The sequence below is a fragment of the Shewanella sp. NFH-SH190041 genome (assembly GCF_024363255.1).
Lineage (GTDB): Bacteria > Pseudomonadota > Gammaproteobacteria > Enterobacterales > Shewanellaceae > Shewanella.
Genome location: NZ_AP026070.1, coordinates 3,486,022 through 3,507,283, shown reverse-complemented (window position 1 = coordinate 3,507,283; position 21,262 = coordinate 3,486,022). Strand labels below are relative to the sequence as shown.

At 48.0% G+C, this 21,262-nt stretch carries 23 protein-coding genes and 1 riboswitch; of the genes, 13 read left to right on the top strand and 10 right to left on the bottom strand.

Annotated features, from left to right (window positions below; genetic code table 11):
* Window positions 1-399 precede the first annotated feature (399 nt).
* Both NFHSH190041_RS15610 and NFHSH190041_RS15605 read right to left on the bottom strand, forming a co-directional pair.
* A complete protein-coding gene (locus tag NFHSH190041_RS15610) occupies window positions 400-1,443 on the bottom strand; it encodes a GMP reductase (protein ID WP_261922669.1) in 1,044 nt (347 codons plus the stop codon).
* A gap of 396 nt (window positions 1,444-1,839) precedes the next feature.
* The gene (locus NFHSH190041_RS15605) at window positions 1,840-2,277 is read right to left on the bottom strand and encodes a hypothetical protein (RefSeq protein ID WP_261922668.1); all 438 of its coding nucleotides are present in this window, start codon (window positions 2,275-2,277) and stop codon (window positions 1,840-1,842) included.
* Window positions 2,278-2,567: 290 nt separating this feature from the next.
* Here NFHSH190041_RS15605 and NFHSH190041_RS15600 point away from each other — a divergent pair, with 290 nt between their 5' ends.
* Both NFHSH190041_RS15600 and NFHSH190041_RS15595 read left to right on the top strand, forming a co-directional pair.
* The gene (locus tag NFHSH190041_RS15600; protein ID WP_261922667.1) at window positions 2,568-3,230 is read left to right on the top strand and encodes a porin family protein; all 663 of its coding nucleotides are present in this window, start codon (window positions 2,568-2,570) and stop codon (window positions 3,228-3,230) included.
* An 83-nt stretch (window positions 3,231-3,313) separates the two neighbouring features.
* On the top strand, window positions 3,314-3,703 hold the full coding sequence (locus NFHSH190041_RS15595; RefSeq protein ID WP_261925154.1) for an MAPEG family protein: 390 nt from the start codon (window positions 3,314-3,316) through the stop codon (window positions 3,701-3,703).
* A gap of 78 nt (window positions 3,704-3,781) precedes the next feature.
* Here NFHSH190041_RS15595 and NFHSH190041_RS15590 read toward each other — a convergent pair whose 3' ends face one another.
* Together NFHSH190041_RS15590 and NFHSH190041_RS15585 are read right to left on the bottom strand one after the other, a co-directional pair.
* On the bottom strand, window positions 3,782-4,348 hold the full coding sequence (locus NFHSH190041_RS15590) for a TetR/AcrR family transcriptional regulator (protein ID WP_261922666.1): 567 nt from the start codon (window positions 4,346-4,348) through the stop codon (window positions 3,782-3,784).
* Window positions 4,349-4,376: 28 nt separating this feature from the next.
* Window positions 4,377-5,831, bottom strand: a complete 1,455-nt coding sequence (locus NFHSH190041_RS15585; protein ID WP_261922665.1) for a coniferyl aldehyde dehydrogenase — start codon at window positions 5,829-5,831, stop codon at window positions 4,377-4,379.
* Window positions 5,832-6,002: 171 nt separating this feature from the next.
* Here NFHSH190041_RS15585 and NFHSH190041_RS15580 point away from each other — a divergent pair, with 171 nt between their 5' ends.
* The 4 genes from NFHSH190041_RS15580 to NFHSH190041_RS15565 all read left to right on the top strand — a co-directional run bounded on the left by NFHSH190041_RS15580 (window position 6,003) and on the right by NFHSH190041_RS15565 (window position 8,784).
* Window positions 6,003-6,386, top strand: coding sequence for an STAS/SEC14 domain-containing protein (locus NFHSH190041_RS15580; RefSeq protein ID WP_261922664.1), 384 nt, complete (start codon window positions 6,003-6,005; stop codon window positions 6,384-6,386).
* A gap of 85 nt (window positions 6,387-6,471) precedes the next feature.
* Window positions 6,472-6,912 (top strand): universal stress protein, encoded by a 441-nt coding sequence (locus NFHSH190041_RS15575; protein ID WP_261922663.1) that lies wholly within the window; start codon window positions 6,472-6,474, stop codon window positions 6,910-6,912.
* A gap of 124 nt (window positions 6,913-7,036) precedes the next feature.
* Window positions 7,037-7,136, top strand: a riboswitch (purine riboswitch).
* 90 nt (window positions 7,137-7,226) lie between these two features.
* Window positions 7,227-8,234 (top strand): adenosine deaminase, encoded by a 1,008-nt coding sequence (locus tag NFHSH190041_RS15570; protein WP_261922662.1) that lies wholly within the window; start codon window positions 7,227-7,229, stop codon window positions 8,232-8,234.
* Between the two features lie 124 nt (window positions 8,235-8,358).
* On the top strand, window positions 8,359-8,784 hold the full coding sequence (locus tag NFHSH190041_RS15565) for a hypothetical protein (RefSeq protein ID WP_261922661.1): 426 nt from the start codon (window positions 8,359-8,361) through the stop codon (window positions 8,782-8,784).
* A gap of 83 nt (window positions 8,785-8,867) precedes the next feature.
* Here the strand turns inward: NFHSH190041_RS15565 and NFHSH190041_RS15560 are convergent, their stop codons facing one another.
* Window positions 8,868-9,413: a DUF924 family protein gene (locus NFHSH190041_RS15560; RefSeq protein WP_261922660.1), complete on the bottom strand. Its 546-nt coding sequence runs from the start codon at window positions 9,411-9,413 to the stop codon at window positions 8,868-8,870.
* A gap of 255 nt (window positions 9,414-9,668) precedes the next feature.
* Here NFHSH190041_RS15560 and NFHSH190041_RS15555 point away from each other — a divergent pair, with 255 nt between their 5' ends.
* Entirely contained in the window at window positions 9,669-9,962 is a 294-nt protein-coding gene (locus tag NFHSH190041_RS15555) for a winged helix-turn-helix domain-containing protein (protein ID WP_261922659.1), read from the top strand.
* 72 nt (window positions 9,963-10,034) lie between these two features.
* Here the strand turns inward: NFHSH190041_RS15555 and NFHSH190041_RS15550 are convergent, their stop codons facing one another.
* Window positions 10,035-10,367, bottom strand: a complete 333-nt coding sequence (locus NFHSH190041_RS15550; RefSeq protein WP_261922658.1) for a DUF2956 domain-containing protein — start codon at window positions 10,365-10,367, stop codon at window positions 10,035-10,037.
* Window positions 10,368-10,486: 119 nt separating this feature from the next.
* On the opposite strand from NFHSH190041_RS15550, the gene NFHSH190041_RS15545 reads away from it, so the two are divergent.
* A complete protein-coding gene (locus NFHSH190041_RS15545) occupies window positions 10,487-10,816 on the top strand; it encodes a DUF3144 domain-containing protein (RefSeq protein WP_261922657.1) in 330 nt (109 codons plus the stop codon).
* A 259-nt stretch (window positions 10,817-11,075) separates the two neighbouring features.
* On the opposite strand, the gene NFHSH190041_RS15540 is transcribed toward NFHSH190041_RS15545, so the two are convergent.
* Together NFHSH190041_RS15540 and NFHSH190041_RS15535 are read right to left on the bottom strand one after the other, a co-directional pair.
* Window positions 11,076-11,705, bottom strand: a complete 630-nt coding sequence (locus NFHSH190041_RS15540; protein WP_261922656.1) for a LysE family translocator — start codon at window positions 11,703-11,705, stop codon at window positions 11,076-11,078.
* Window positions 11,702-12,001, bottom strand: coding sequence for a hypothetical protein (locus NFHSH190041_RS15535; protein WP_261922655.1), 300 nt, complete (start codon window positions 11,999-12,001; stop codon window positions 11,702-11,704). Before NFHSH190041_RS15535 ends, NFHSH190041_RS15540 begins: the two co-directional genes overlap by 4 nt.
* 370 nt (window positions 12,002-12,371) lie before the next feature.
* On the opposite strand from NFHSH190041_RS15535, the gene NFHSH190041_RS15530 reads away from it, so the two are divergent.
* Together NFHSH190041_RS15530 and NFHSH190041_RS15525 are read left to right on the top strand one after the other, a co-directional pair.
* Window positions 12,372-12,908 (top strand): thioredoxin family protein, encoded by a 537-nt coding sequence (locus tag NFHSH190041_RS15530; protein WP_261922654.1) that lies wholly within the window; start codon window positions 12,372-12,374, stop codon window positions 12,906-12,908.
* A gap of 190 nt (window positions 12,909-13,098) precedes the next feature.
* Window positions 13,099-14,808, top strand: a complete 1,710-nt coding sequence (locus NFHSH190041_RS15525; RefSeq protein ID WP_261922653.1) for a hypothetical protein — start codon at window positions 13,099-13,101, stop codon at window positions 14,806-14,808.
* Between the two features lie 217 nt (window positions 14,809-15,025).
* Here NFHSH190041_RS15525 and NFHSH190041_RS15520 read toward each other — a convergent pair whose 3' ends face one another.
* Both NFHSH190041_RS15520 and NFHSH190041_RS15515 read right to left on the bottom strand, forming a co-directional pair.
* Window positions 15,026-16,432 (bottom strand): hypothetical protein, encoded by a 1,407-nt coding sequence (locus NFHSH190041_RS15520; protein ID WP_261922652.1) that lies wholly within the window; start codon window positions 16,430-16,432, stop codon window positions 15,026-15,028.
* A 32-nt stretch (window positions 16,433-16,464) separates the two neighbouring features.
* Window positions 16,465-17,478, bottom strand: a complete 1,014-nt coding sequence (locus NFHSH190041_RS15515; RefSeq protein ID WP_261922651.1) for a phospholipase A — start codon at window positions 17,476-17,478, stop codon at window positions 16,465-16,467.
* 234 nt (window positions 17,479-17,712) lie between these two features.
* Between NFHSH190041_RS15515 and cobA the strand changes: the two genes are divergently transcribed.
* The 3 genes from cobA (at window position 17,713) to cysN (ending at window position 21,262) form a co-directional block, all read left to right on the top strand.
* Complete coding sequence (gene cobA / locus NFHSH190041_RS15510) at window positions 17,713-18,585, top strand: uroporphyrinogen-III C-methyltransferase (protein ID WP_261922650.1); 873 nt, start codon at window positions 17,713-17,715, stop codon at window positions 18,583-18,585.
* Between the two features lie 68 nt (window positions 18,586-18,653).
* Window positions 18,654-19,709, top strand: a complete 1,056-nt coding sequence (cysD, locus tag NFHSH190041_RS15505) for a sulfate adenylyltransferase subunit CysD (protein ID WP_261922649.1) — start codon at window positions 18,654-18,656, stop codon at window positions 19,707-19,709.
* A 14-nt stretch (window positions 19,710-19,723) separates the two neighbouring features.
* Window positions 19,724-21,262 carry a sulfate adenylyltransferase subunit CysN gene (cysN, locus tag NFHSH190041_RS15500; RefSeq protein ID WP_410010839.1) on the top strand — a complete coding sequence of 513 codons (1,539 nt, stop codon included), beginning with the start codon at window positions 19,724-19,726 and terminating at the stop codon, window positions 21,260-21,262.

Below are 21,262 nucleotides of genomic sequence, written 5' to 3'. Positions count from 1 at the left end.
CCTCCGGGGGCAGGTTAAGTCATCCTCTGTGCTATGGGGGGTAACGGCGAGGCATTTGTCATCAGACCGCCCATAATAAGAACTTGTTACTGTCAAAATGCGATAAAGCCAGAGAATATCGGGTAGCTTGGGCGGAGGAATGTTTGTGATCTGGGCAAGGTGATTGATAGTTTTAGTGAAATGAACTTGTCGACAACAAGCATGACGGCGCAAGAATTTGTTGAATTTATGCTGAATAAGATTGGCTAATGGCGATGCGAGAGGGACAAATTGTGTGCCATGAAGAATAAAAAGGTTGGAGCTACCGAGATGAGTAGTATGAATTTGGTAGCATAAAGGCCGGGCAGTTGCCTGCACGGCCTGTGGTATCTATCCCGTTATTGGCTACATTATTTGCGGTTATTCTTTGCCGTAAACGATATTTTCTTGCTCTTGTACCCGGATAAAGGTGGTGCGCTTCGTGAGCTCTTTGAGTTTCGCGGCACCAACATAGGTACAGGTGGAGCGGACGCCACCGAGAATATCGGCAATGGTGTTATGTACGGTACCGCGAAATGGCAGCAGCACGGTTTTCCCTTCAGCGGCGCGATACTTCGCAACCCCGCCAGAGTGTTTGTCCATGGCGCTTTGGGATGACATACCGTAAAACTTCATCATCATTTTGCCATCTTGTTCAAATACTTCACCGCCACTTTCTTCGTGACCAGCCAGCATGCCACCAAGCATGACAAAATCAGCGCCGCCACCGAATGCTTTGGCAACATCACCGGCACAGGTACAGCCGCCATCACCGATAATTTGACCACCCAGACCGTGGGCCGCATCGGCGCATTCAATAATGGCTGACAGTTGCGGATAGCCGACACCGGTTTTTACCCGAGTGGTACAGACAGAGCCAGGACCAATACCGACTTTGACAATATCGGCACCAGCCAAGATAAGTTCTTCCACCATGTCACCGGTGACCACATTACCGGCACTGATCACCTTGTCAGGGAAGGCGGTACGCACCCTGTGGACATATTCCACTAGATGCTCTGAGTAACCATTGGCGATATCCACACAGATAAAAATCAGCTCATCAGACATGGCCATAATCGCCTGCGTCTTTTCAAAATCGGCCGCTGATGTACCGGTGGATACCATAACATTGTTCAGCGTCTGTTTATCGGCACTGGCTACAAACTCAGCCCAATCCGCCACACTGTAGTGCTTGTGTACGGCGGTGATACAGCCATGTTCAGCTAGGGATTTGGCCATATTAAAGGATCCGACCGAGTCCATATTGGCGGCGATAACCGGCACCCCGGACCATTGGCGACCACTGTGTTTGAACGTAAACTCGCGGGTTAATTCAACCTGGGACCGGCTTTTCAGGGTAGAACGTTTCGGGCGAAACAGAACGTCTTTAAAACCCAGTTTCAAGTCTTGTTCGATACGCATTTGGCAATTCCTTAAATCTGTCTGGCGCCGGTCATTGCTTAAGATTATCGGCAGATAATCACCATGCTCTGACAGGCAGGCACAAAAAAACCGGAGCGTTGGCAGACGCTCCGGTTTTCGGCATTATAGGCACGTAACTATGTCTGGCAAGTAGAGATTTCTGACAACCATCATAATTCCCCGCCGCTTCGATTATCCTGTTCTGTATTTAACGGTTTTAGCTTTTTAATATCAAGTTAACAGATTGAATTAAAAAGATTTTAATTATTACTTTATTAGTTTTTTATTACTTAATTAATATGCAGAATTCAGGGTTTTTCAGGCGGAATAATCACTTTAGCGCCGTTAAAATCATCAAGTGTATCCCAATGTTTCGCTGAGATGTCTTTTACCTAATTAATAGGCGGGATGATCCGGGCGTTGGTTAGTAATCCATCGGCAAACCTCTTCTCCCCATGGGGAGATATCAGCGTTAGTGTGCTGAGTTGCATTGAGCAATTCATCATGGGTTTGAACCGGATTATGCTCAGCCTCGGTTTGTACTTGGGGCGTGTTTGTTGGGCTGACGTCAAAGGGCGTGGTTGCTGAGCGTGTTTTTGCGTACTGTGCTGCACCCGCTGCGAGCTTGTCTGGTAGTCGCCAAGAGATGCCGCATTGTCCGCAACAGACCAAATAGCGAGGAGTGAAACGCCACACGGGAATAAACAGCACGGTTGCTTGCTCTGACTCTTGCCACAACTGCCAAGGATATTGATAACCACAACGTGGGCAGTGGGTGGTGGGTAGCTCCCCCAGAGATAGATATTGCTGTTTCATATCACAGGGTAACAGCATATTGCTCTCCTTCATTGACTTGATACTGACTGAGTATCGGCGAGCCTAATCAGACTTGCGAGCATTATTTACTGCTATACCGTCGTTGCTATCCGTGCTCTTTTGCCGCGATTCCCTTGATGATATGCCAATGGTGCTTTAATCAGACATATGCTGCTCACCAGTTTTCTGATGTTAATCTCAGGGCGGGTGAACATTTTGTATACGCTGTGTTGAACCTGTGCGCTGGGCGGGTTATAACAGGCCGGAGCAGGGTAAACCCTTTGCAAATCAACAGGGAGTAAGTTGTTATGCCGGGATATAAGCGTAGGGCTGTTAGTCAGCATGTTAAAACAGGTATCAGGGTTGCCGTCATCTCTGGGTTACTGAGTGGGCCCTTAGCGGCGGCAGAAGCGGGACGGATATTTTTCACGCCAATGGGGGGATACAGTTTTGGTGCATCCTCTCTGGATTTAACTGATGCAGCCGCAGAGCAAAGTGATAGTGCATCAATTCAGGAATCCGCTAATTATGCCTTGATGCTGGGGATGACCACTAATGACCCTGGAGATGTTTATCTGCTCTACAGTCATCAAGATACTGAGTTACGTAGTGGTGGATTATTTGCGGCCCAAAGGCTTAGCGATCTGCAGCTGGATTATCTGCATTTAGGTGGCACGCTCTATTTCCCTTCCGGTATGTGGGAGCCCTATGTTACCGCCTCAGCAGGATTGACTCAGTTACGACCTGCGGGCGAGCTGAACAGTGAAACCCGTTTTTCCATGGGGCTTGGGCTTGGTACGTTAGTGCGGTTTTCAGATCATTTGGCTTTACTGGCCGAGGTGCGGGGTTTTGCCACCTTTGTTGATGCCGATAATGAGCTGTTTTGCGATGGCAGTCGCTGCCAATGGTTAATCAGTGCCAGTACCTTGCTGCAAGGACAGGCCAACTTAGGGATCCAATTCCGTTTCTAGGGGCAAAATTGGCGCTATCCTTTGCTGTCTGCTAGCTTGTGTTTGAGAGATAGTTTATGGAAATCAATCACAAGGATACCGCTATGACACTGCTGCTGACCTGCCTGACCCTCGCGATGTTATTGCCTTATATGGCGAAATACCCTTTAGCTAAGGCGATGCGCCACGATGGCGGGTATGATAACAGTGAACCTCGGACGCAGCAGTCGGAGTTAACCGGTTTTGGCGCCCGGGCATTGGCGGCTCATCAAAATGCTTTTGAGTCCTTGTTGATCTTTGCTTGCGCTGTATTGGCCGTTTTGGCAACCGATAGAGTCACTGTTGTCGCTGAAATTGCCGCCATGGTGCATATTGTTGCCCGCATTGTTTATCATTATCTGTACCTGAAAGATTTCGATAAAGCGCGTTCACTGGCTTGGCTTATCGGTATGCTGAGTAGCTTGGTGATCCTCAGTCAGGTATTTGATTTCTGATCTATCACCTCTGTGATTAAACCTATTGCAGAGTATCAGCCCGGCTAGTTGCTGGGCTGATACGTTAAGATGCTTAAATTACGCTTTAATTGCCTGCCAGAGCAGTTGAAAACTGCCCAAGCGGTAATCTGCTTGCTGCCACAGTTGCGGCTGCTGCACAAACAATTGGCTGCTGGCAAGGTATTGGCCGTGACAGTAATGCAGTAACAAGGTCAGTGGCCAGTGACTTAATTCTCCACTTGCTTGTCCTTGGCGTAAGTGCTCAGCCAAAAAGCCCAAAATATCAAACATAGCGCGGTCACGAAGGGCCTGCGGCAGGGCTGGTGACAAACAATAGTGTTGGAAAAATTGCTGTTTGAGAGGATTTGCCAGCGACCACTCTATTGCTCTGTCCCATAATTGTTGCAGTTGCTGAGCGAATTCCCCTACAGGGGAGAACGCTTGCATATGATCTGCAAATTCCTGCTTAGTACTGATAAATAACGCTGCTAATACCGCATCTTTATTGGCAAAGTGGTGAAATAGAGTACCGGTTGCCACTCCGGCCTGCTGCGCTAACATTGCTGTTGAGGTGGCATCAAAACCCCGCTCGACAAACAACGGCAGTGCCGCTTGTAAAATGGCTTGTTTTTTACTGTCGGCCATTAAGTGACTCCTATCGGTACTCAGTGAGTTAACGGACAAACAGACGCACTAACCATTTTTGCCAGAACTTGCCGTAAGGGGGATGAACCAACTTCCCGGTATTGAGTCGGCCGCGGTGCAGCACGGTTCTAGCGTGGCTAAATTGCAAAAAACCTTCATGGCCATGGTAATGCCCCATGCCGGATGGGCCGATCCCCCCAAAAGGTGCATCATCAGCGGCGACATGAAACACAGTTTCATTAATGCACACACCGCCGGAGTGAGTACGGCTTAACACTTGCTGTTGTGTCCGATTATCAAAGCTCATTAGATAAAGCGCCAATGGTCGCGGACGAGCATTAATATAAGCAATGGCCTCATCCAACGTGTTATAACTGACGATAGGCAGTAGCGGACCAAAGATTTCTTCCTGCATTAACAGCATGTTATCCGTTACCCTGGTGATTAACTGGGTAGCTAATTTACGGCTGTTTTGCTGATTTGTAGTTTTGTTATCTTGTGAGCCCTGTGTTTCATCCAGTGCCGGAGTAATTTGGGCTCCTTTGGCTTGGGCATCATCCAGTAATGTCTGCAAGCGGTTAAATTGCCGCGCATTAATAACATTGCCATAGTCAGGAGTGTCAGCCAATTTGGCACCGTACATAGCACGAAATTGTTGCCGGTAGGCTTGGATAAACGCTTGTTCCTGCCCGGCGGGGCAAAGCACATAATCTGGTGCTACACAAATCTGCCCAGCATTGAGGCATTTGCCATAAATAAGTCGTTCAACCGCAGTTGTTATTGGCATATCCGGAGCAATAATCACCGGAGATTTGCCACCAAGCTCCAGTGTCAGCGGGGTCAGGTTATCCGCTGCCGCATGCATGACATGCTTAGCCACTGAGGTTGAGCCTGTAAAAAGCAGATGATCAAATGGCAAGGCAGAAAACGCGGCGGCGATATCAGCTTCACCTTCAATAACGCACACCCATTTAGGTGAAAAGGCTTTAGCTAATAATCGGCGGATAACCTGATTAGTTGTTGGAGTAAACTCAGACAATTTCAGCATGGCTCGATTCCCCGCGGCCAGTACAGTGGCTAATGGTCCCAGTGACAGGGTTAAGGGGAAATTCCACGGCACAATAATGCCCACAACGCCGAGGGGTTGATAATGCACAGTGACGCTGGCCGGAGCAAGCATCAGTCCGGCATGGCGACGGCTGGGTTTCATCCAGCGGCGCAGGTGTTTGATGCTGTAATTGATATTACTGATCACCGGCAGAATATCTGACAGCATGCTGTCATCCGGGCTACGGTAACCATAATCCTCGCTCAGCGCACGGAGCAATTCATCTTGATGGGCGAGCAATGCTTGCTTTAGTGCTTTGAGCTGGGCGATACGGTGTTGATAATCGGGCATGTCTGTTTGAGAAAATGCCTGCCGTTGCGCGGTAAAGTGTTGATGCAGTTGTTGCTGTTGCATTCCCTCGGTTGCCATATCCATCAAAAATCTCCTGCCGGCATAAAAATAGACTGATTAGTCGGTCTAATGTTTGGCCAATGTTAGAGCAGTTTGGTGAGCAGTTCAATAAAACAACAAATGTGATCTGTGGCATAAGTGGTGTATGTTGGCAGGGCTACACTCACTAAGCAGATGAATGATTCAGGAGGGATTATGAAACTTGATCGTCACGGGATTTCAGTGGGCATTGAGCGGGTCGGCGAAGATGATTTTTTTGTCACGCTCAAACTGGTAGGCAAACTGACCCACGCAGATTATGAGCAGATGGTACCTATGTTGGAGTCTGCTATTGCTGGGGTTAAAGATCCCGATATCTATGTGTTATGTGATATTACCGAGCTAGAAGGATGGGAGGCCCGGGCCATGTGGGATGATTTGAAGCTAGACTTTAAACATGGCCGTCACTTTGAAAAAATCGCTGTGATTGGCGATACCAATACCCAAGAGTGGCTGACCAAAGTGGCCAATTGGTTTACTTCCATCAAGGTGAAATTTTTCCTCAATACCTTTGATGCTATCCATTGGCTGAAGGATTGATAAGCCATTTTACCCTGTAAGCCTGTCAGTGCCGGTGATGGCCGGCAGCTGACAGCCTCTGGATCCCGGTAACAGGAGGTAGTGCATGCGTACTCGCAATATTCTATGGCCGACCGATTTTTCTGAAACTGCTCTGCACGCATTATCCTATGCGGTAGAAATGGCCAATTTTTACCATGTAGGACTGCGGATCTTGCATGTTGTTGAACAGCTGTCCGGGGATGAAAATTTCCAAATCCTAGCTATTACGCCAGAAGAGTTAATGCAGAATATGGAAGCCGTTGCGGCGCAGCAGATGCAGGGCTTGCTGGCGAAATTAGATACAGATGTCAAAGTGGAAACCTTGGTACGCCGCTGTGAGGAAAATAATATCGCCGAGCAGATTGTCAAAGAAGCGCAGCAGGGTGACATTGGCATGATTGTTATGGCCAGCCATGGTCGCACCGGACTTGCGCATTTATGGCACGATAATGTTGCTGAGGCGGTGACGGCACGAGCCAGTTGTCCTGTGCTGATCGTGAAATAGCACATTAGTAATGATGAATGCGGAGAGAATATTCATGACGATGGACTCACTCTCTGGCTTGTCCAGCGCGAGAGAGTGTGCCAGAATCCGCACCTAACCAGAGCAGCATTGGGCGATAGTGCACCTAACTGTTTATCTGGTACTTCGTATAACCCCGTTAATTCGGTACGGGGGTCTCTACCTGGAACCGTAAACTCCAGATTACGAAGAGTGAGGTAAGCCTACCGGCGCTTTGCTCTTTGTATTTTTTAGCAATCAGCACCCTAGGCCTATCCCGTTCACGATATTCACTGTTATCAAGAGAGTACAGGGTGATGAGAGACTTTATTCAGGGTTTACCCAAGGTAGAATTACATCTGCATATTGAAGGGACGCTGGAGCCGGACTTAATGTTTGAATTGGCGCAGCGCAATGGGGTACACATTCCATTTTCGACGCCAGAGCAGGTGCGGGCGGCATACGATTTCCATAATTTACAATCATTTCTGGATATTTATTACCAGGGGGCCAATGTCCTGATCCATGAGCAGGATTTTTATGATTTGACCTGGGCATATCTGCAGCATTGTCATGCTGATAATGTTATTCATACTGAAATCTTTTTCGATCCTCAGACACATACTGATCGCGGTGTGGCCTTTGCCACAGTGATTAATGGTATCAGCCGGGCATTGGCTGACGGCCGCGAGCAACTGGGGATCAGCAGTGAACTGATCATGTGTTTTTTGCGTCATCTGGATGAGGCATCTGCTTTTGCCACGCTGGAAATGGCGCTGCCATACCGGGACAAAATTATTGCGGTAGGGTTGGATTCTTCTGAGCAGGGTAATCCTCCGGAGAAATTTGCCCGGGTATTTGCCAAAGCTCGTGAGGCCGGTTTTCTCACTGTGGCCCATGCCGGTGAAGAGGGCACGGCAGATAATATCCGTGATGCGATGAGCCTATTGGGTGTATCCCGGGTCGATCATGGGGTGGCCTGTTCTCAGGATGAAGCGCTGATGAATGAACTGGCCGCTAATCGCATGCCGCTGACAGTTTGTCCGCTATCGAATACTCGGCTGAAAGTGTTCGATAAAATGAGTGAACACAATATTACCGATCTGCTGCGCCGTGGATTGTGCGTCACCATTAACTCTGATGACCCAGCCTATTTTGGTGGCTATATGACTGACAACTTTATGGCTGTGGCAGAGGCATTGCCATTGAATCATAAGGAGTTGGCTCAGTTTACGCTCAATGCCATTGAAGCCAGTTTTATTACTGATGCAGCTAAACAGCAGTTAGCTGAGCGAACCTGTGCTTATCTGGCGCAACATAGCTAACCATTGGTATGTTTGGATAAATAAAAAGGGCCTATTGGCCCTTTTTATTTGGCAGGTATAAGAGCATCACTCTGATAAAAAAGATAAAATTAGCATAAATACAATGAATTTAAGGTAAGTGACTATGAAACCCTTGTTTGGTGCTGCATTAATTGGATTGGGCGTTATCATGGGAGCGACTGGATGCAGTCAGCTTTCCTCACGGCTACAGGCTGAAACGGCTCCTGCGTCACAAGATAATGTTGTTCATTGGCGCGGGGTATTGGTTAGCGGATTTGAAGTCAGTGCTTTTACCCCCTGTGGTAGTCAGCAGGATTACTGGTTGTATGTACCGCATGAAACTGCCACAACGACAGCAATGGCAAAGCGTTTTGATGATATCCGCTTGCAGCAAAAACAGCCCTATCCCGCACTTTATGTCGAGTTTACCGGGGTTAATGAAGGGAAAGCGGAAGATGGTTTTCCCGCAGATTATGATGCGGTATTACGGCTAGAGCAGCTGAAAACATATTCAGAGACGATCCCCGCGGCTTGCCAGGTTTCTCAGTAAGTTGAGCCTATTTTGCCGTGGCAGGGTAGGCTGTCACGGCAATGATTTAATCAGCCACAGTCAATGTCATCAGGCCATAGCCATTAAAACGAAGATCCGGGCTGAGTCAAAAAGGCTAACTCTTCAGTGGTCGACTCCCGCCCTAGAATATTGTTGCGATGCGGGTAGCGGCCGAAACGATCAATAATCGCTTTATGGCGCAGTTCAAAATCAAGATTATCTTTTACCGCATCACGTCGAAATAGCGTTTCTGCAACCTGATGAATTGCAGGGGATTCACTGTGCATAAAGGGCATATATAAAAACTGGATTTGCTGAGGGGTAAGCTCAGATTCGATATGATGGGCGACCGCCTCTTGAGCAAGAGCAAGCGCCATGGCATCGGCAGCAAATGCTTGTGGGGTGTCGCGGTAAATATTGCGCGAAAACTGATCCAGAATGATGATTTCCGCTAAACGTCCCCGGGGACTGGTGCGCCAGTGATAAAACTCCCCCCGTTTGGCTTGCGTCAATATAGGTTCAAAACGTTGTTTCACGGTTTGATCAAATGTCGCATCTTTTACCCACCAGGCTTTAGGCTCAATTTCATCAAACCAAAATTGCAATATGGTTTCCGGACAAACAGACATAATTCTCTCCTTGGTATAGCGGTTTGTTTTACCAGAAAAAATGGCGTGTTGCCGGATTACAGTGCCACTGTGTCTGGGCACTGTAAAGTTAAGCTTGATGAAAATTTCATCGGTGGAAATCAGTATATCTGCGAAGGGTGCCACAGACCTTACTGATATAACATGTTGATATGTATCTATAACAACTTCTATTTCTGGGTGGTTCGGCGCCTGAGGCCAAGGGGATCACTTATCCGCGAAACAGGATGGTGCAAAATGGATAATATCAGTAAGCAACACAAGGCATTTTTGCGCAAACTCTATCTGGCGTACCTGATCGATCAGGGGGAGCATAATTTACCGGCTTTGCAGCAGTTGACGGGTATGCCTCGCCGCACTTTGCAAGATGCCATTGCTGCATTTGGTGATGTGGGGATTCGGGTTAGCTTTGTACAGCAGGGGCCAAGAAATAATGCCGGATTTTATCGGGTGGAAGATTGGGGACCGATTAAACCTGAGTGGGTTGCTAACCAAGTTGATGCATTAGCAGCACTTTTGACCGCCAGTTGATCAATACCAAATATGCCGACTGATAATGTTACCTTTGCAGTATTATCAGTCGGTTCAATTTTTGCCGAGTGCTTAGTGCAAGAGCAGATAACTCGCGATAAAGCCGACCCAACTTAATGCCAGTAATATCCACGGCAATTTCCCCGAGTAATTTGAGGTTTCCATCGTTTCAGGGCTTGTTATTAATTGAGGCTGCGGCTCACGGATTTTAGCTTTTTGTTGCTGCTTACGGTTTTTATCCCGTTCTCTGGCTTTGCTTTTTTGCTGTTTTTTATACTCAGCAATGCCCTTCTCAATACCTTGAGCAATTAATTTGGTTTGCTCTTTGGTTTGTCCCGGTTTTTGGGTGGCCCGGGCAATTTTGGCCGCTTCGATGCGGCTTTCGTCGGAAATAGTGTTTTTCATAGCAGACTCTGCAACACAGTGATGCGCAGACTATACCATGGCGGTAGATTTGCAGGTTAATTCACACGCTAACTCATGTATCATGGGCGTAATTTGTATTTTTCTGGAGTTATCCGCATATGTCTGAACAAGCCAATGAAACATCCCTGTACCAACTGGCTGATCAATTTATTGCTCTGGCTAACCAATTGGTGCAACAGGAGCAAGATGTCGGCAAGGTCGGCACTGCGTTGCGTTTTGCCGCTGCCCGATTCAATGCCTTTGAAGCTGCAATTAAGTCTGCTGATTTGGCCGCAGAAAAAGAAAATGCGCTGGAATGGTTCACCTCAGAGTTCCGGGAAATGCTCAATGATAACCTTGAAGATCATATTGCTAATCCACCGGTAACCAATAGTGATGACGTCAATAGCGACAATGCCGCAGACGGTGTGGAAATCTTTAAAGGTTAACTTTAGGAAGGCCTGTTGACCTTTCATGATTAAAATTTGTTCGAGATATAAGCCTTTTAATCGCTGCAAAAATAAACTTGAAAGGTCGGTAGGCCCTAAGTAACTGAAGTGATAATAAAAATGCCCTGCAGAGTTTTGCGGGGCATTTTTATTTTCCATAGCAGGATCTCGCGGCAAAGGTGAAATAAGGATTAGCGTTGCTAAGCTCAAATTACCCTAGTTTGGAGTAGTACTGAGTTTTAGCACTTTGTCCGAGAATTTATTCCGTTGCAGTTAACAGGGTATAAACGACACGCAGAGCGAGCAAAATGAGTACGATTCCTGACAGCTTATCAATGAGGGCACTGTGGTGCCGTAGCCGGGAAACGATATCAGGCCGGGATAGCGTCAGGGCAATCAGGCTATACCAGAGTCCGTCAACTAACGCCGGCGTTGCCAGTAGCAATATCCGGCCAGTGTGTTTATCCGCCGCGGTGACAAACTGGCTAAAAAGCGCCAAAAAGAACAACAGTATTTTGGGGTTAAACAGTGAAATCGCCAGGCCATCGGTTGCTGCGCGCCAGTACGAGACTGCTTGTGCCTTATTGGCATAGGTTTGACTTGTACCGTTTGATTGCAGCGCTTGCCAGCCGAGCCAGCCTAGATACCCCGCCCCGGCCAGTGTTAAGGCATTAAATAGAACAGGACTTTGTTGTAGCGCCAGCGCTAACCCTATTAGTGTCAGTAATGCATATAACGCAATACCGATAGCATGAGCCCAAGCACAAATAAGACCGGCAACGGCGCCTCGGCTGAGGGTATGGCGCATCACCATAGCCAGACTCGGGCCGGGGGATGCGGCGCCCAATAAGCAGATAAGGAGTAAGCTAAGCCAGATTGTCAGCGTCATTGGCCGGAACCTGTTTGGTAAAACTGGCGAAGATCCGCGGATATTTGTGCTAAGGATTCTGGCTGAACATACATCATATGACCGGCAGGATAGTAGTGCATTGTGACTCTATCTGGGATGATACCGTTGTCTGCGATAGTGTTTTCCGTGGCAAAAAATGGTGTGGCTAAATCGAAATAACCATTGCCAATAAAGATACGAAAATCCCGATTTCCTCGCTGCACTATGCCCAGCTGCCAGTTTCTGTTAATAAATAGTGGTAGGGAAAATATAAGACGCAGGAATACGTACGGCATGGGGTTATCGTCCTTGTTGATGCTTTTATGCGCAGCAGCATACTCATTCATCTACCATGCTGCAAACTAGGTTTTGCGTTGACATCCCCCAACATGAAGTGGCCATGGTGTTGATTTTCTAACGGTGAAATCGCTAATTTAGATTAATAAAATCCATTAGCTGGATTGTTAATTGGTTAAAATTGCCGCTACACTGGCACTTGGTTGTGGTTTATGGCGTATCACTTTTAGCTGCCAATCACACCTGCGTTATATGAATATCGAGGTGCTTGGGGCGCCTGGATTTTGCGTAACGAATAATTGTCGCCAGTAAACATATCTGGTGATTAAAGCTGTGAATCCCCTGACAATTAACCTCTGAGACAACAAGATGACCGCTACAGAAGCTGCCAGTTTTACTTTGCTGGCTATCATGCTGATCATTCTGGCCTTGCTGATTTGGATGCGCATAAAACAGAAAAAGGTGCCGATGGGCGCTATTTTTGTGCAGGGTGGCTTATCTATCGTCTTAGCGGCTGTAGTGGTGTTTGTTTTCCGTGGAGAGGATTACAACCATTGGCAAACGCTGAAATGGCAGCCTCTGGTACCGGAGCAGATCCCCCAATTAGTCTCTGAAGGTAAAACGGTATTGGTTGATATTACTTCTAATTGGTGTAGCACTTGTCAGCAGAACAAAGCCAGAGTGTGGCAGCGGGAGCAGGTAACGAGAGCATTAGATAAGCGAAATATCGTACTGATGCGTGGGGACTGGTCACAGCCTAACCCTGTGGTTGAACGTTATCTCACCACTCAAGGACACAGCGGCGTCCCTTATAACCGGGTATATAGTCCGGCCCATCCCGAAGGCATAGTGCTTCCCCGGGAATTAAATGTGCCGCTTTTGTTATCCGTGTTGCCAGCTGGGTAATCAGCACATGTTGGCACTTTCGTGGCAACGAGGATTGAAATATATATTTAGTTGATTTTGCTGTAAATGTAACCAGCAGAAGAAGTTTAATATTGCTATTGATTCGGTCATGGTGTTTTATACGCGCTTGATGCACTCTGATACACTTGTCGTATAAGATGCAAAAAAAATCTCTATATGGAGTCTATTGATGAAAAATCTATTGATTGCACTAATAATCGTAGTGGCTGGCACCGGTGCGTATTATTTGGTTCATAAATCTGAGGCCGAAGGATATGGGCCAAACGGTGCATTGGAATATGTACCGGCAGACACCGCAGTATTCTCAGGCCAGTTGGCTCCCTTCCCCCTAAAAGACTACTTGCATTCCCTTGCTGCCAGTTATCCGCAATCTGCTCCACTGCCTATTTCTAGTGAGGACTCTCCACAAAAACGTTTCTTCTTTTCCTTGTATAACCAATATGTTGCGTTGGAAAAAGATCCGGATGCTCTGTTAGCTGCATTTGGGCTTCCTAATTATGAACAGGCTTATTTTTATACTTTAGGTATGGTGCCTGTGCTTAAGGTGCAGGTTACCAAGCCTGAAGCCTTGTTCAGTCAGTTGGATTTAGCATCTCAAAAAAGCGGTTTAACTGCGAAAATGGTTGATATTGGGGGTTACCAATACCGTTCTTATCCACTGGATAGCGGTAATAGTGATCTGCATATGCTGGTGGGTGAGCATCTGGGCTGGATGACAGTGACTGTATCTTACAAAGGTGAAGATAAGTTAGTGCTTGAACAGTCTCTGGGACTGAAACCTGTCGCTAACAATATGACTGAGTCACCATTGCTTAAGGATATTGTCGCTCGACATGGTTTCCTACGTGAAAGCGTTAGCTTTATCAATCATCAAGCAATTGCCAAAGCGCTGACTGAAGACAAGAATGAACTGGGCAAACAATTAACTGCCCTGTTTGCAGACTCAGGTGATAACGCTCTGGCTGAACTGCGTACACCAGTTTGCCAAAAAGAGATTAATGCGCTGGCAGCAAATTGGCCCATGACTGTCATGGGGATGAAGAATATGGATATCACTGCTGATCACAGCGATATGGATATTCAAACCATTATTGAAAGTAAGAATGCTAAGGTAATGGCCGCGCTGCAGAGTCTGCGTGGCTTTATTGATCCTGCGGTTGAAAAATTCGGTGACAGTGTATTTACACTGGGACTGGGCATTAATACTGATAATGTTGCCTCTGCAATGAATACAATTTGGGAGCAGATGACCCGCCCTCAATTCCAGTGTCAAGTATTAGCAAGTTTGCAGTCTGAATTATCTCAGGCCAACCCTGCCATGTTGAGCATGGCATCCGGTATGGCACAGGGCGCTAAAGGTGTTTCTGTTGTGGTATCTGACTATGCGATGAATCAGAATGGCCAGCTGGATAATGTTGATGCGCTTGTAAGCGTTGCTGTAAATGACCCTAAGAAGCTGTTCTCCGTTGCCAGTGGTTTTGATCCTGCACTAGCGGCTATCCAGTTACCAGAAGATGGCTCTGCAGTTGATGTCTCTGATGCTTTGGGGGTGAGCCCAGATCTGAAAGTGATGATGGCTATTAAAGGTAAGCACTTAGTTGCCTACTCAGGTCCTAAGTCAGAAAAACTGGCGAATGAATTGGCTAAGAGCAATACCTTAACTGGTAATGGCATTTTGTCAGGCTCTGTGGATTACAAAAAGTTCTTTGGTCCATTTATCACCATGGCTGAAAGCATGGGTGAAACTATTCCATCTGAACTGGCGGACTTGAAACATGCCAATGTACAGATGCATTTTGGTATAGACGTAAACAGTAAAGGCTTGGTATTTGATACCCGTATGGCGACTCAAGCACCGGCACAAGCTACAGCTAAGTAAGTTTGTGTTATCTGTAACTGTTAAAGGCCGGTGATATCCGGCCTTTTTGTTTTTCTCTTCCGATGCATTTCATCTCTGTCTTGTCGGCTTTTTCTCTGTGTTGACTGCAGCACTTTTTATGGTGCGTTATGTGAAAGCCCGGGATGCTAAGGCCGGCTAGATGATCGAGCAAGGCTGTTTTATATCTGATTGTTTTACCGAGCTAGGTAGTCATACATCAGGGATGGAACAGTTGCAGTAGTTGGCTGCGGCGGATGCCTTTTAATATTAGGGGCATGTCCACTTTAACCGGTACGCCAGACAGTAACTCTCCTCTGTGGTTGAAAAAGACCGTGGTACTTAGTGATAAGCTAAATTCTACTGCAGACAAATTATGTTGGCTTGTGCGGCTGTAGTTGCCATGGGTATTGTGGCCAGCTAAGCGACTATTGGGCCACAGGTTCGCAAAGTAACTTAGCCGGGCACAGGTTATGCCGCAATGGGGGCCAATTAACCAAATCCGCTGCCTGCCATATTTTTCACCTTGGGGTAAATCCTGATAAGGGTGCAGGGCACTGAGCTGAGCGGCCGGTTGAGGCAGGGCAAGATAGTCCGTGGGCACAAAGTGATCCGGCTGCAGATAGTCCCGGGTACGGCCAGGTTGTAGCCGATAAGCAGCTAGCCACTGATTAGCGGGGGGGATGGTAGGATTTTCCTTAGATAATGCCTGCAATAATGGCAAAGGATCTCCTACCACTTGGCGTAAATCGAGAATCAATCTTCGCTGGGTTAGGGCCGTGCGGAGAGTATGTGGTGGCAAGGTATCAAGATTCCCTAATATCAAGATAGCGGTATCTGCCGAGAGCCAACTTAGGCGGTTGACGGGAAAGGGGGGCTTGGATGCTGTGGTTGTCGAGAGGCTTTTACGTCGTTGTGGTGCCAGACGTCGGATAACCGACTGGCCAGTTCGATTGGTCAGGGTGAGACGTGGCGGCTGAAGACTATCTGTGCCGATATCTTGCCTGAGTCTATCCATTAATTGCAGTTGCTGAGCTAAATGTTTGTCTGAATCGTGAAATTGCTGGGGAAGATACCTTTTGGCTGCGGCAATAAAATTATCAATGGCGATACCATCAATATGGCTAAGATAAGGATGGGCAGGATCTAATAACTCACCGTTGATAGCACTTATCTGCCAGCGTGGTTGGATAGGCGGTGTCGATACCGGGTTACTTGCCGGGGGCTGATGTTGTCGTAAGTCTGGTTGTAATACAACTGGGCGCAATATGACCGGATAAGCAATATGGTCAGCATGGATGTCGGTCAGTTGGGCTGCCGGATCGCCCAGTTGCGCAAGAATTTTACTCAGCTCGGCATATAACTCATGGCGGCGAATAAAGCTGTGATTACCCAGATGGGATAACGCTGTTGCGATATCCTTTTGTTGACTATCGGACAGTAAAGGGTAATGGGCGCTGTGGTTTTTTATTGCTGCAAAAAATTGTTGCGCAGCTTGTTGTATCTGGCGCTGGTGTAGCAGCTTTGCTGGCGGCGCCGATGGCAAGTGAAGATAAAGTAATGCCCCGACAGACAATAACAATGCTGCGGTAAAAAGGAGGAGAACCTCCCGGTATCCTGGCTGCATAGCAATCCCTAAAAACAGCCAGACCGGACTGGCTATAACAAATCATTCAGAGCCAGACCGATGCCGATGCGTTGATTATGTGCGTTATAGTCGATAAGGCTCTCTGCGTAGCCATTAAAGTATTGCGTATAAAATCTTAAATTGCCGAGAATTGGATAACTCCAAGTTAACTCAATCATGCCACGGTTATCCCGCTGCAGGTTATTCCTTAACTGCATACTAAATCTGTGTTTGTCGATACCATAAACAGAGGTGATCTCAAAATTACCTGTGTAATCCGTGATATCCGGGTTGTCATCCCCACGGGGATCGCCGGGATAACGCTTAGCGCTTTCTGGCAGGCGCCACCAAACCTTGGCTGCAATCGCTAATGGTCCACGATCAAAAACCATTGTGCCGTATATCCGGTTCCAGCTGCGGGACAATTGCCCTGATTTGCCATTAGACTGGTGCACAATACCCAGCCCCCAGAATGCATTAGTCCAGCCTTGCCACTGCCAATCATTATTGAACAATACAAACAGCTCAGGCTCATGCACGGTTTCTCGAAAAGGGGCGGAGATATCCTGATTGTAAACCTGCCACCAAGACTGATTGGTATAGGCAAAAAAGAGTTGGCCATTACCTTGCCAGATATCTCGCCACAGAGGCAGCTTAAAGCTGATCTGAAATTTGGCTTCCAAATGATCGAGTTGATGGGACTGAGTGTCAGTGACCGTGGTGTAAGGTGCCATATTGGGGTGACTGTTATAACTGACCGGTAGGATGTAATTCACTTTGTGTGGCGTGATAACGAAAGGCAATTCAGCGGTATTGCGTTCATCCTCCACTCGGTGGGCAATAAGTGAATTATGTTCAGTTTCCGTCTGTTTATGTGTCGCGGCCCCGTTATTTTTTGTAGTCTCTGATTGCGCAGACACGGTGGACGTACTTACTGGCCGTTTTGTTGCGGTGAGATCCGCTAAGGTACTGCTGCTATATACAGTCCCACCAAGCAGAGTGGCTAAAGATAGCTGGCGAATAATTTGGTGCAATACTGCTGACATCTGCACTTCCTTTTTGCTCTTGCTGTTATGTGCTGTTTTTCGAATGTTCTTGCTTGAACATAAAGCAGTTTTATCCTCCGCAATGTATCACAGCCCATCGGGACAGACCTGATGCCGACCCCATAAGCTTCATAACTTTTTGTTATAAAAATGAACTAATATCTATTTTTTATGTAATAAAAACAGGGGTTATAGTTTAGTTCTGTTGAATATTGCCTGATGCGGAGGCCGTTTATGGTGTTACCCAGGTTCAAACCTGTCGGTTCGGGTAAGGCCTCAGGTCAGGTTTTTCTGGTCGGTGCCGGTCCCGGCGATCCAGATTTACTGACGATTCGTGCATGGCGATGCCTGCAGCAAGCAGATGTTGTGCTGTATGACGCCCTAATCAGTCCAGGCATATTAGCCTTGGTGTCAACTAAGGCTGAGCTGCTACCGGTTGGTAAGCGGGCAGGTCAGCCCAGCCATTGTCAGGATGATATTTGTCGACGAATGATCGCATTAGCGCGACGAGGGCTGATGGTGGTCCGGCTTAAAGGTGGCGATCCCTTCATCTTTGGTCGTGGGGGGGAGGAGTTACAACAACTGGCTCAGGCCAATATTCATGCTGAGGTGATCCCCGGCGTGACGGCAGCCAGTGGTGCAGGGGCAATTGCTGGAATTCCATTGACTCACAGAGATTATGCCCGCTCAGTCAGTTTTATTGCTGGCCAAGGCGCGGGCGATAGCGGCTTTGATTGGCAACCTTACGCTGCTGGTGGGCAGACTCTGGTGATTTATATGGGTTTTAACTGCCGCGCAATTATCAGTCAGCAGTTAATTGCTGCAGGCATGCCGCCAGCGACGCCGGTCGCCATTATTTCTCGCGCCTGCAGCGCCGCTCAACAGGTGTTTACCGGCCAGTTGGCCAATCTTGCTCGCTTATGCCCTGATGATAACAAACTGATGCCAGCTTTGATCATTATTGGGGAGGTGGTGAATTGTCGCCAGTCCGAGATTTCGTTTAGTGAGCCTGCGTTATTTGCATCACCTTCGCCTTGGTTAGCACCCGTTGAGCGTGACAGCCTTTGGCCCTTAGAGTCCGTCTCAGCAGGTATTGCGAGTAAATGAGTGCGTTGCAGTCAAAAAGCGCTAGGTCAAAATCCTGCGGCTGAGATAACACAGTTAAAGCTAAGCAGATGAAGAGTGTCAGGAGCAAAGCAAAACTGGCATTAGCAGAGGGGGAGATCGCCATGAGTGTCACAGATACAGCTAAACAATGCCGCACGGAAGAAAGATTGCATCATGCGCAAGCCCTAACTGCCGAGAAATTTGCAGCAGAACCAGCCATTGGGGGCGAGTTGACTCACCTACAACAGTTGGAAGCTGAAAGTATCCGCATTATCCGAGAGGTTGCGGCTGAATTTGATAATCCTGTGATGCTTTATTCTATCGGTAAGGATTCTTCCGTGATGTTGCACCTTGCCCGAAAGGCCTTTTTTCCCGGTACGCTGCCATTTCCCCTGTTGCATGTGGATACCACTTGGAAATTTCGGGAAATGATAGCGTTTCGTGACCAGCAAGTCAGCGAATTAGGATTGCAACTCTTGGTGCATACCAACCCAGAGGGGCTGGCGCAAGGGATTAACCCTTTTGATCACGGCAGCAGCAAACACACGGATATTATGAAAACCCAAGCGCTAAAACAGGCGTTGGATCAGTATGGTTTTGATGCCGCTTTTGGTGGTGCACGTCGGGATGAAGAAGCCTCACGAGCCAAAGAGCGGGTGTATTCATTTCGCGACAGCCACCATAGATGGGACCCCAAAAATCAGCGTCCTGAGTTGTGGCATAACTATAACGCAGCGGTCAATCAGGGAGAGAGTATCCGGGTATTTCCCCTGTCAAACTGGACTGAGCTGGATATCTGGCAATACATCTATCAGGAAAATATCGATATTGTGCCGCTGTATTTTGCCCGTCATCGCCCGGTGGTTTCCCGCCAGGGGCAATTGATTATGGTGGATGATGAGCGTATGCCTTTGGAGCCGGGCGAGCAGGTGACTCAGCAGCAAGTGCGTTTTCGTACTCTGGGTTGTTATCCCCTGACCGCCGCTGTGCAATCTGATGCTACCACGCTGGAACAAATCATCGCTGAGATGCTACAGACCCGTGACAGCGAACGGCAAGGGCGCTTAATTGATAGCGATCAGGCCGCATCCATGGAGCGCAAAAAACGTCAGGGATATTTCTGAACACGCTAACCAGAATGGAGCATAAGATGACGCAATCCCAGCAGCAGAGTAAGTTAACCGCGCAGCAGCAAGTGCAGGACTATCTGACTGCGCAACAGCATAAAGGGCTGTTGCGATTGCTGACATGTGGCAGTGTTGATGATGGTAAAAGCACCCTGATCGGCCGGCTGTTACATGACACGGCTCAGATTTACGATGATCAGCTCAGTCGGCTAAAGCAAGACAGTCAGCGCCATGGCACTACAGGTGCAGAGTTGGATTTAGCCCTGCTAGTGGATGGGTTGCAGGCTGAGCGAGAGCAGGGCATCACCATTGATGTCGCTTACCGGTATTTTTCCAGTGAAAAACGCAAATTTATTATTGCTGATGCCCCAGGACATGAACAGTACACCCGCAATATGGCGACAGGCGCATCCAATTGTGAAGTGGCCGTGATTTTGATTGATGCGAGCAGTGGCGTGCAGACCCAGACGAGGCGTCATGCCTTTATTGCCGCACTGTTGGGGATCCGCACCTTTGTGGTGGCGGTCAATAAAATGGATTTAGTGGATTTTTCCCAGTCGGTTTTTGAGGCGATCTGCAATGACTTTGCGGCATTGCTACAAGGTTTACCTTTGGCCGGTCAGATCCCAAAAGTAGAGTGTGTTCCCCTATCTGCCCTTGGCGGTGATAACGTCGTTAACCGCAGCAAGAATATGCCTTGGTATTCGGGGCCTGAGCTGCTGAGTTTATTGGAAGCCGTGGATATCCAAGCCCAGGATACCGCGCAGCCGCTGCGTTTCCCTGTGCAGTATGTAAATCGCCCCGATGGGCATTTTCGCGGCTATGCTGGCACCCTTGCCGCCGGTGAGGTGGCCGTGGGTGATGAGGTGTTACTCTTGCCTGGCGGTCAGTGCAGCCAAGTTAGCCAGATTGTCACCTTTGATGGTGATTTACCCCGGGCCTACGCTGGTCAGGCTGTTACCTTGTGTCTGAAGGATGATATTGATATTTCCCGGGGCGATCTGCTCTGTGACATGAATGCCCCGGCCCATCTGGCTACAGAGTTGACCGTGATGCTGGTCTGGCTACACCAAAGCCCAATGGCATTGGGGACTTTATATGATGTTAAGTTAGCTGGCCGGGTAACCCAAGCCAAGATAACAGCCGTCGATTATGTCTTAGATATCAATACCTATAATCCATTGCCACATAAAGATATTGGCCTTAACGCCATCGCCCAGGTGACGCTGTCGCTGACAGAGCCTCTGGCAGTTGATAAGTATGTTCACTGTCGTGATACTGGCGGGTTGATTGTGATTGACCGGCTCAGTAATGCTACCTTAGCGGCAGCTATGATCACAGATATAGCCAGTAATGAAATCGGCCAAGTGAGTACTAGCCGACAGGCAGCCTCGGAGACAGGCGCAATCAGTCGTACTGCAGATTTGTCCGCACAGCAAGCATCTAATGAGCAAGCGTTTTCTTCTGCAGAGCTAGAGCTCAATGCCTATATCCGGCGATATTACCCTCATTGGCAGGCGCTGGATATTCGTAAACTGAAACGCAGGTAG